We start from the raw sequence: 6,603 nt of genomic DNA, 5'->3' as shown, positions 1-6,603 counted from the left end.
CCCTCCGTGTCAGCCTCAAGGTGAGTCACCGCACCGAGAGGAAGCCCGATGCTCGCCTTCACCACCGATGAGAAACGAGAGTTCGTCCTCGATTACCTGCAACAGCGCCACGGCAGCAAGACCGCCTGGCTGCAGGACAAACCGTTCAGCCTCCGACAGTTAGCACGCTGGCGCAGCGCCTATCTCCACGGCGACCTTGACCGCGACCTCGTACCTCGCAAGACTCGAGGAATGACCAGCCACCCTGCTCGACTTGAGGATCTGGAAAAACTCCTGACCCAACAACAACGCGAACACGACGCGCAACTGGCCGAACTCCACGAGGAAAACTCCTCCTTACGAGCGGCCAACGACGCGTTGGGAAAAGCTATCGGGCTCATGCACAAGTGGAGCGAGCACACGCCCGACGACACCCCCACTCCACCCGAGCCACCCAGTTCCTGACCTCCGAAAACATGCTGGTCACCCTACTTGCACAGTTACCCGGGATGAGCCAACGCAAAGCCCTTGCCGTACTGAATATTTCACGGTCAACCTGGCAATACCGCCAACGCCCCCGAAACCGGGTGAGCAACCCGATCTCACACCCCCAACGCCACCAACCACACGCACTGAATCTGACCGAGATCACCACGATCGAGGAGCACGTACTACGGGCCTGGACGCGCGGCGACTCCGTCGACCAGGCCTACGCCACCGCCTGGGACCAGGGCATAACAGTCGGCTCACGCCGCACCTGGTGGCGCTACGCCGCAGCCTTGGAACAATCACAGCGACCAGTCAAAACCCACCGCACCAAAACCGGGCCCCGCGAAAAACCTGTACTGCTGGCCACCGGACCGAACCAAATCTGGTCCTGGGATATCACCGACTTCAAAGCCCCTTACCGCGGACAAGCATTCAAGGTGTACTCAATCATCGACATCTTCTCCCGCAAGATCATCGCCAACCGCGTCGAAAACCGTGAACTCGACTACATGGCAGTGGAAATGTTCGAAACCGCATTCACCACAGAAGGAACCAAACCCCAATGGGTACACGCAGATTCAGGATCAGCGATGCGCTCCGATGCCATGAAAACCATGCTCGGCAACAACAAGATCAACGAATCGCACTCACGTCCCAGCGTCTCTAACGACAACCCGTACTCCGAGTCAGAGTTCCGAACCCTCAAACACCGCAAACATTTCCCCGGCATCTTCGAAACCCTCAACGACGCCCGCGACTACGTCACCACCTACACCGACTGGTACAACAACCACCACCGCCACAGCGGCATCAGCCTCTACACACCCAACGACGTCCACGACGGATCCTGGCGAGAAACCCACCGCCGCCGGCAACAAGCACTCGACGCCTACTACACCGAACACCCAGACCGATTCCGCCAACCACCAACCGCCCCACCCGCCCCGAACTGGTCAGGAATCAACTCCACCGGACCCCAACCCGCCACAAAATGACTCCACACAGGTTGACATCTACCGCACGCCAGCATTTTCGGCACGCTCGGCGGTGATTTCGGCCCGCTCGGCGGGGGGTCAGGTGCGGCGCAGCAGGACCACGCCGCCATCGCGGTCGATGACCCGGTACTGTCCACCGGTTTCGATCTTCTTCAGTTCCTTTCGGACACCGTCGGGGCTGGTGGGGAACATGTTGTAGGTGTTGGTGTCGACCATGATCCATTGCGGGACGGAACGGTCACGATCGAGCCGCGGGAACAGCGTCACCTCATGGTCCGAGACAAGATGCGGCGCAACATTGTTGGTTGCTGCCACCGATTGTCCCTCCGGGATCTGACGGGCCAGGGACTCCACCGACTGCGCAGCCGTGGCCGGGGTGTAGAAGTCGCGCTCGGCGAGCCGGTGCAGCGGACCACCAGCGGTCAACGCCACTGCGATCACCGCGGCCGCGGCGGCAAATCCGGTGATCACCCGCCGCGACCGGCCCTGCCTGCGCAACGACATCAGCGCATCGATCATCGCCACGAACATGATCGGCATCAGGATCGCGTCGTAGTGGTAATCATCGGACCAGTACAGATGGTTGGTGCTCCAGAACCGCCACGCGATGGTCGGGACCGCTATCAGCGCGATCGGTGAACGAACAGCCAGGAACAGCGTGATCACCAGAAGCATGAAGGCCGTCGACGCGCGGGCGTCTCCGGCGGCAAATCCGAGGAGGAACGCCCGGACACCCTCGGCCGGGGACTCGGCGAACTTCGTTCCGTAGGAATAGTCGGCGCTGCTGAACGCCGGCACGAAAACCTTTGTCGCCAGGATGGTCCAGACCACACCCCACACCGCGGTCGCAACCGCCCAGCGATAGGCCTGCGGGCCGCATCGCCAGGCAACCACGGCCGCAAGCACCGCGACGGTCAACCCGAGGTCTTCTTTACAGAACACCAGGGGCAGCGCGTAGAGAAGCGCAGCGCGCCACCGTTCCTCGACGAGGGCGACCACACTGAACGCCAGCAGCGGCACGGCCAGGGCGATCTCGTGGAAGTCGAAGGCCAACGCATGGGCAATACCCCAGGACAGTCCGTACGCGAGCGCGATCGAAGCACCGACGACAACACCCAGTTGCCTGGTGGCCAGCCGCACGATGGGTATGGCCGCCAGCGCGAAGAGCAACGCCTGGACCACCAACAAGGTGATCGGTGTCGGGAAGAACCGGTAGACCGGCCCGATGAGGGCGATCCACGGCTGGAAGTGATCGCCCATCAGGTTGATGTCGGTGCCTTCGAGAGGCACGATCGGCGCTTCGAAACGCCCGTAGGCACTGACCGCCTGGGTGAAGATGCCCAGATCCCATCCGGTGTATCCGAGTCGCTCGAAGCGCCTGACCGAATAGAGGATGTACACGATCGCCAGCCCGGCGAAGGCGCCGAGTGCCACCACCCACGGCACATTCCACAGCCGTGGATCGATGAACTGTTCTCGCCTGCTCCGGAGGGGCGAGGTTTCACCGAGCCCTTCTCCGGCCACGTCATCGGTGTCCGCCACCATGGATGAAGACATTTTGCCACCGTAGCGCGGCTCGTCGCCCTACGCCGGTGCCATGACGATCAGTCCGGCAGCATCGGGACCTGCATTCCACTGTCGCGGCCGAGGAGCACTGCCCGGGTCACCGACCCGGCACCGAATCGGTCCCGCAGACTGTCGACCGTGATATCGAGCTTCTCCTGATGGTGTTCTTCAAAGGGCAACGCCAACTGGACGACCTCGGTGCCGGACAGGTTGGTGAGCGAGACACCGAGCAACGTGCAGCCCTTTTCCTCGATCATCGGCATCGCCGCGTCGAGGATCTTCCGCGATGCGGTCATCAGGACATCGGTGCGATCGGTGGACTCGTAGAGGGTGTGCGATCTCGTGGCCCGGGTGAAATCGTCGAACCGCAGTCGAAGGACAACGGTGCGCGTGAGGCGGTCGGCTTTACGGAGCCGCTTGCCGAGCCGGTCGATGATCCCGACCAGCGTGGCCTCGAGCTCACCGGGTGACTTTGCGCGACGGCCCATCGCGCGCTGGGATCCGATCGAACGGCGACGACGCCCGACCTCCACCCGCCGCGGGTCGCGGGCCATCGACAGCGCATACAGATGCCGGCCGGCGCCACCGCCGACGAGTGAGGTGAGCAGCGCTTCACCGACCGAGGCCAGATCGCCCACCGTGCGCAATCCCGCATTGTGGAGCTTTTCCGCGGTCACCGCACCCACGCCCCAGAGCCGTTCGACGGGTAGCGGATGCAGGAAATCGAGTTCGGTGCCGACCGCGACCTCGAGAAGTCCGTCGGGTTTGCCCACCGCACTGGCCACCTTCGCCAGGAACTTCGTGCTCGCGATCCCCACGGTGATCGGCAGCCCCACCTCGGTCGCCACCCGGGCCCGCAGGCGCGCGCCGATCTCCAACGGCGAACCGCTGATCCGACGCAGCCCGCCGACGTCGAGAAAGGCCTCGTCGATGGAGATTCCCTCGACGACCGGCGTGGTGTCCTGGAAGATCTCGAAGACGGCATTGCTCGCATCGCTGTAGGCCTCGAACCGCGGCGGCATCACCACGGCCCGCGGACACATCGCGAGTGCTTCTCTGCCGTTCATCGGTGTTCGGATCCCGAAGGCCTTCGCCTCATAACTGGCGGCGAGCACCACCCCGCCGCCGACGATCACCGGCCGTCCGCGCAACTCCGGGTGGTCGCGTTGCTCGACCGAGGCATAGAACGAGTCGAGATCGGCATGCAGGATGCTCGCCTGTTCTCGTTGCTCAATCCGGGACACGAACATATGTTCGCATACGGCTCCGACAATGCGTGCCATGTCCGATTCGCCGATAGGGTCATCGCCATGACACGAACCAGAATGTGCCTGGCAACACTGGCGGCTGCCGCCGGACTGACCCTGGCGTTGCCGGCCAGCGCCACCGCTGCCACCCCGGCGGACGTGAAGGTGTCCGTTGAGTCCCGCGGCGACAATTTCGGGTTCAAGCTCTCCCTGTGCCCGGTGACCGCCACCAACGTCGGTGGGACCACCGCTTACGACGTGAAGGTGTCAGGATTCTCGCTCGAGGGGACGCAGTTCACCATCCCCGAACTCGCCCCCGGCGAATCGGAAACGCGAGTCGTCGGGTGTGGACTGGGAATTCCGGTCTTCGGCATGGCGGTCCCGTCGGATTGGAACATCCTCAACAACTTCGCGGCGTCCTGGCGGATTTTGCCCAACCTGTCATGACGCAGGGGGCCGGCTCATCGACCGTCTAACGCCGACGCTCGAGGGCCGCCGACACCACGATGCCGGCGACCACAACCACCACACCGGCGCCGGCGGCGATCAGGCCGACGGTCTGCATGCCGTCGACCACCTTGTCGACGATGAGTTCGGCGACCTCGCGCGCCGAACCTTCCGCCCCGGAGATCTCGTCCCGTGCCCGACGCTGGGCGAACCCGCCCAACAGCCAGGTCAGCGCGCCTCCGACGATCACACCGAATCCGATTGCGGCAATGACCAACCCGCGTCGTCGCGCCACCACCAGCGCGCCGAGCCCCGCGACCACCGCGACCACCAACGACCCCACTGCGATGTACCCGATCTGGTCGCCGAGTTCGTGATAGCGACCCGCTTCCAGACCGGATCGCGCCGAGTCGCTCAGCGGGACCTCGATGGGCCCGGAGATCTGAACACCGCTCAGGAGTTGGTCGTTGATGACCCGGTTCACCATCGGGGTCAGGTTCAGCGACATGACCTGGCCCTCGTCTTCGGGTTTCGCCTCTTCGAACAACCAGTCGTGTTGCTGATTCATCGCCTCGACGAAGTCGGGCTTGAAGTTGCCGCTGCGGGTATACGCCTCGGCGAGTGGGCGGATCAGCCCGGTCGGGATCAGCGGCGCAGAGGCGGACACCTGCGCGGTGATCTCGTCGGCGATCTGTTCTTGGACCTTCGAGTTGTCGGCGAGCGGGGCAACCATCTCGCTGAAACCGTCACGGTCGACGAGATTGGAGTTGACCCAGAATGCCGGCACCGCAATGGCGGCAGAGACGATCGCGACTAGACAGAGCACCGCAGCAAGGAAGGAACGCACCGACCCAGGCTACCGATCGAACGGCCCAAAACCCGGGAAGCTCCTACTCACCGATGATGTCGCGGGCACGACCGACGATCAGCGGATCGGGACGACCGACGATCTCGTCGTCCCGGTCGTCGTAGTCGTACAGACTCAGGACGTGCCGCATCGCACTGAGCCGGGCGCGCTTCTTGTCGTTGCTCTTCACCACGGTCCACGGCGCATGGTCGGTGTCGGTTCCGGCGAACATCTCCTCCTTGGCCGCGGTGTACTTGTCCCATTTGTCCAGGGAGGCAAGGTCCATCGGCGACAGTTTCCACTGCCGGACCGGATCGACCTGCCGGATCGCGAAGCGGGTGCGCTGCTCCAACGGCGACACCGAGAACCAGAACTTGACCAGTTTGACGCCGTCATCGATCAGCATCTCCTCGAACAGTGGAGCCTGCCGCAGGAACTGTGCGTGCTGTTCATCGGTACAGAAGCCCATGACCCGCTCGACGCCGGTCCGGTTGTACCAGGAGCGGTCGAACATGACGATCTCTCCGGCCGCGGGCAGATGCTGCACGTACCGCTGGAAATACCATTCGGTCGATTCCCGCTCGCTCGGCTTCTCGAGTGCGACCACCCGCGCGCCGCGCGGGTTGAGGTGTTCCATGAATCGCTTGATCGTGCCACCCTTGCCCGCGGCATCACGGCCCTCGAAGACCAGCACATGTCGCTGATTGGTTGCCTTGATCCACTTCTGGAGCTTGAGCAGCTCGATCTGCAGCAGCCGCTTCTCCAGCTCGTACTGGTCGCGGCCCATGCGTTCGTCGTACGGATAGCCCTCACGCCAGGTGTCGATGACGTTGCGCCCGGGCAAGGTCAGCAGCCGCGGGTCGTCGTCGTCGCGGTCGTCGACCAGGAACTGGGTCGTGTCGGCGAGGTCGACGATCTTTTGCAAGGCCTCACGACCGGCGACGACACTGAAGTCGGGCCCCACGTCGGGGTGGTCGGGTCCAAAATCCGAAAGGCGCAGTATCTCGTTCACCGATTCAATCTAGTCTGATTC

General features: G+C 63.5%; 7 protein-coding genes. 3 read left to right on the top strand and 4 right to left on the bottom strand.

Features of this window, described 5'->3' with window-relative positions; genetic code table 11:
* The first annotated feature begins 48 nt into the window (after positions 1-48).
* Both AC51GR_RS22880 and AC51GR_RS22875 read left to right on the top strand, forming a co-directional pair.
* Positions 49-444, top strand: coding sequence for a hypothetical protein (locus AC51GR_RS22880; RefSeq protein ID WP_496324071.1), 396 nt, complete (start codon positions 49-51; stop codon positions 442-444).
* A gap of 122 nt (positions 445-566) precedes the next feature.
* Complete coding sequence (locus tag AC51GR_RS22875; protein WP_496324072.1) at positions 567-1,463, top strand: transposase; 897 nt, start codon at positions 567-569, stop codon at positions 1,461-1,463.
* 78 nt (positions 1,464-1,541) lie between these two features.
* Here AC51GR_RS22875 and AC51GR_RS22870 read toward each other — a convergent pair whose 3' ends face one another.
* Complete coding sequence (locus AC51GR_RS22870) at positions 1,542-3,020, bottom strand: DUF2079 domain-containing protein (RefSeq protein WP_496326948.1); 1,479 nt, start codon at positions 3,018-3,020, stop codon at positions 1,542-1,544.
* A 47-nt stretch (positions 3,021-3,067) separates the two neighbouring features.
* Positions 3,068-4,279 carry a DNA polymerase IV gene (gene dinB / locus AC51GR_RS22865; protein ID WP_496326959.1) on the bottom strand — a complete coding sequence of 404 codons (1,212 nt, stop codon included), beginning with the start codon at positions 4,277-4,279 and terminating at the stop codon, positions 3,068-3,070.
* A 60-nt stretch (positions 4,280-4,339) separates the two neighbouring features.
* Between dinB and AC51GR_RS22860 the strand changes: the two genes are divergently transcribed.
* On the top strand, positions 4,340-4,723 hold the full coding sequence (locus AC51GR_RS22860) for a hypothetical protein (RefSeq protein WP_496326947.1): 384 nt from the start codon (positions 4,340-4,342) through the stop codon (positions 4,721-4,723).
* Positions 4,724-4,748: 25 nt separating this feature from the next.
* On the opposite strand, the gene AC51GR_RS22855 is transcribed toward AC51GR_RS22860, so the two are convergent.
* Positions 4,749-5,570: a hypothetical protein gene (locus AC51GR_RS22855; protein WP_496326946.1), complete on the bottom strand. Its 822-nt coding sequence runs from the start codon at positions 5,568-5,570 to the stop codon at positions 4,749-4,751.
* A gap of 43 nt (positions 5,571-5,613) precedes the next feature.
* Complete coding sequence (gene ppk2, locus AC51GR_RS22850) at positions 5,614-6,582, bottom strand: polyphosphate kinase 2 (protein ID WP_496326945.1); 969 nt, start codon at positions 6,580-6,582, stop codon at positions 5,614-5,616.
* Positions 6,583-6,603 lie beyond the last annotated feature (21 nt).

The organism is Williamsia sp. z71 (genome assembly GCF_059553375.1).
The sequence above is the reverse complement of the archived record's forward strand: the minus strand, read 5'-3'. Positions and strand labels throughout refer to the sequence as shown.